The sequence below is a fragment of the Stieleria sp. genome, from assembly GCF_041595215.1.
GTDB classification, from domain to species: Bacteria; Planctomycetota; Planctomycetia; order Pirellulales; family Pirellulaceae; genus Stieleria; species Stieleria magnilauensis.
In genome coordinates this window covers 1-3048 of the sequence record NZ_JBFHKV010001033.1, presented here as the reverse complement: position 1 = coordinate 3048, position 3048 = coordinate 1, and the positions used below count along the sequence as shown (strand labels likewise).

Annotated in this window: 2 protein-coding genes; both read right to left on the bottom strand. The window is 61.3% G+C overall.

Features of this window, described 5'->3' with window-relative positions; all coding sequences use genetic code 11:
* Positions 1 to 2718: protein kinase (locus ABX749_RS27675; protein WP_372898876.1), on the bottom strand; the 2718-nt coding region annotated here is incomplete at its 3' end.
* A 6-nt stretch (positions 2719 to 2724) separates the two neighbouring features.
* On the bottom strand, positions 2725 to 3048 hold a 324-nt coding region (locus ABX749_RS27670; RefSeq protein WP_372898875.1), incomplete at its 5' end, for a hypothetical protein.

The window sequence follows — 3048 nt, the reverse complement described above, 5'->3', positions numbered from 1 at the left end:
GGTGGAGAGGAGATCGCAGGCGGGTTCGACGTCAATCGCGCGTCCGACGGCAGCCTCCGCCGCGACCAGGTCGCCGGACAACGCTGCGGTTCGGCAATGTCCCAGGGCGGCGGCGGCCTGATTTTCGCCCGTCAGTGCGGCACGTTCCGCGATCAAAAACATCGCCGCTGCCTCGCCCAATCGCCCCTGGTTCTCCCGACATTGCGCCAGCCCGAATGACCCGAGCGGATGATCGGGATCGGCATCACAAACCGCCTGGAAATCGAACTCGGCCGTTTCGAAAGCTCGCTCGCGCAACAAGATCATGCCACGGATTGCCCGCGCGATAATGTTGTCTGGATCAATGGCCAACGCCGATTCGATCGCCGCCAGCGCCTCGTCCTGGCGGGCTTGATTGAGCCGGACGCCGGCCAGCGCGGTGAAGCCATCGACCAGGTTGAAACGAATTTGCGATTCGGGGCGAGCGAGTTGTTGTTGCAGCCAGTCGCCGATTTGTGCCCGTCCCCGCAGATCGTCGACGGCGACGAAACGCACGTCGGCAATTTCTCCCAGGGGATACGTATCGATGGCGGTTTGGATCCAAAGCCGCAGGGCTCGATCGACTTGCGACAGTTCGGCGTATGCCTGACCGGCCTGCCATCCAACCCAGGGGTGCACATCGTAAGACTGCATCGCCCGCTGGGCATCTTCGAGGCTCCATTGCAACCGTTCGGTCGCTCGGCGCTGACGTTCGGCCGGGCTGTAACGTTCGTCGTCGGCGATCAATTGGGCTTGCCAACGATAGACGCTGGAACGATCGGCAAAGGCAAAGCAGCGCTGGGGCAACAGCGTGATGCACTGACCGAAGGCGTGCAGCGCGGGTGCCAAGTCTTCCCATTGCAGATCGTCGGGGTGCTCGGCACCGTTCCGCTGGGCGATCAAATAATGAACTTGCCCGAGGCCCAAATGCGATCCGTAATAATTCGGGCCCAGTGCGGCCGAGCGACCGAACAAATCACGCGCGGTGAGCAGTGCGTCGTCACCTTGATAGCCGCGAAAGACCAATTCAAAGCTGGGGTCGATCGCGGCGATCATGCTGAGCACGGCCAGGGAGTGCGCATCGGCGCCGTTGCGTGTTTGTCCCAAATCCTTTCCTTGCAAACGCCCGCCAGTGCCCAGTCGCATGTTTGCGATGGATCGATACAAGCGGGTGGATTCGGACAGTCGAAACCGATCGATGCGGTCACTGACCACCAGCGCCGCCTTCGCTTCGGCTTTGCCGGCGTTGGTCGTCAGCAATCGACCGGCGGCACGGAGCAACGCGCTCGGGCCTCCGACGCGACCTTCGCCGGTCAGTCGGACACCGATCGATTTGACCAGCATGGCATCCATCAACATCAACTGTTGATAAACGTCCCAGCGAAGGCGATCGATCTGTTCGGCCGAGAGATCTTGATCGGGCAGCCCGGTCCACCAATCGGCGCGGTCCCAGATGCCCAGTCGTTTCAGGGCGGTGGTGCACGCCAGCAGAGCTTTGGTGTCTCGGCTCAAGACGTTTTGTTGCTCGACGGTTTCGGCGAGGGTGTAAAAATCGACCAGCGCCTCGATGCGATTGGCTTTCTGTTCGATTCGATCGGCTCGTTCGACCAGTCGGGGTTCCGATCGCACGCCGGGCAGCGTATTGCGCAAGACGTCCAACGCGGAGGTGTATCGATCGCGAGACACCTCGATCGCGGCCAGATTCTCGGCGGCGTCGGCGGTGGTTTGTAACTCCGCGAGCCGTTGTCGGTCTTTGGCTTCGAGTTCCAGTCGCTTGCTGCGCCGTTCCTGTTCGGCTTGCAGTTTTCGGACGTTGGCCACATTCCACAGAATGGACCCCGAGACACCGCCGATGGCCAACAGCAGAAGCGTCACGGCGAGGGTACTGGTGGCGGTGCGGTGTCGTCGCATCCAGCGATTCACGCGAACCGAAACGGAGTCCTTGTGGACCGAGACCGCTTGATCGGCCATCCAGCGATTGACGTCGTCGGCGATGTGGTTCGGATCGGCGTATCGGTCGGTGGGATCGGTGGCCATCGCTTTCAAGCAGATCGACTCCAGCGGCGGCGCGATGTCGGCAGCGATCTGGCGTGGCCGGGTCAACGTTCCAGCGGCGATTTTTTTCAACAGCCGGGAGACGGAATCATCCTGATGAGGCGGGCGGCCGGTCAGGATTTGGTACAGGGTAGCGCCCAGCAAATAGACGTCGGTCCGCGTGCCGATGGACTCGAGTTTTCCTTGGGCTTGTTCGGGGCTCATGTATTGCGGCGTGCCCACGGTGCCGCCGACGCGTGTGGGTGTGGACCCGCTTCCTTCGGCAATCGCTCGGGCCAGGTCGGCCGTCATCGATTCGTCGACCGGTTCGTCCAGTAATTTGGCCAGTCCCCAGTCGACGACCAGTGTTTCACCATAGGGGCCGACCATGATGTTGGACGGCTTGATGTCACGATGCAGGACGCGCTTGCTGTGGGCGTACTGAATCGTGTTGCAGACATCGACGAATCGTGACAACAGCTCGCGCAGTCGCATCCCTTTGACGTCGGCGGAATCGGAGGGTTGCGGCGGCCGATGATAACGATCGATGGTGTCTTTCATCGTGTCGCCTTCGATAAACCGCATCGCGTAGTAATGTTGGCCATCCGGCCAGGTGCCCATCGCATAGACGGGCACGATGCCGGGGTGTTCCAGCCGACCGGTCACCTTGGCTTATTGAATGAATCGCTGCCGTGCTTCCTCGTTGTCGGCCCAGCGCGGTTTGATTTGTTTGATCGCGACGTCGCGATCGAGTTGCCGGTCATGAGCCAACAGGACTTCACCGAGTCCTCCCTGGCGATAGGGACTGAGGACCCGGAAGCGATCCGTGTCGTCTTGATTCAACGTGTCGCCAAGCGTTGACGCGTCGTCATTGGGGCTGTCGGGTTTGAGAAGATGCGACTGTAGAAACGCCCCGTCGCCGGCTTGCCGGTCCGCTTGGATCAATTCCATCACCGCGTCACGCAGTTGACTGTCATCACCGCAACGGCGATCGAG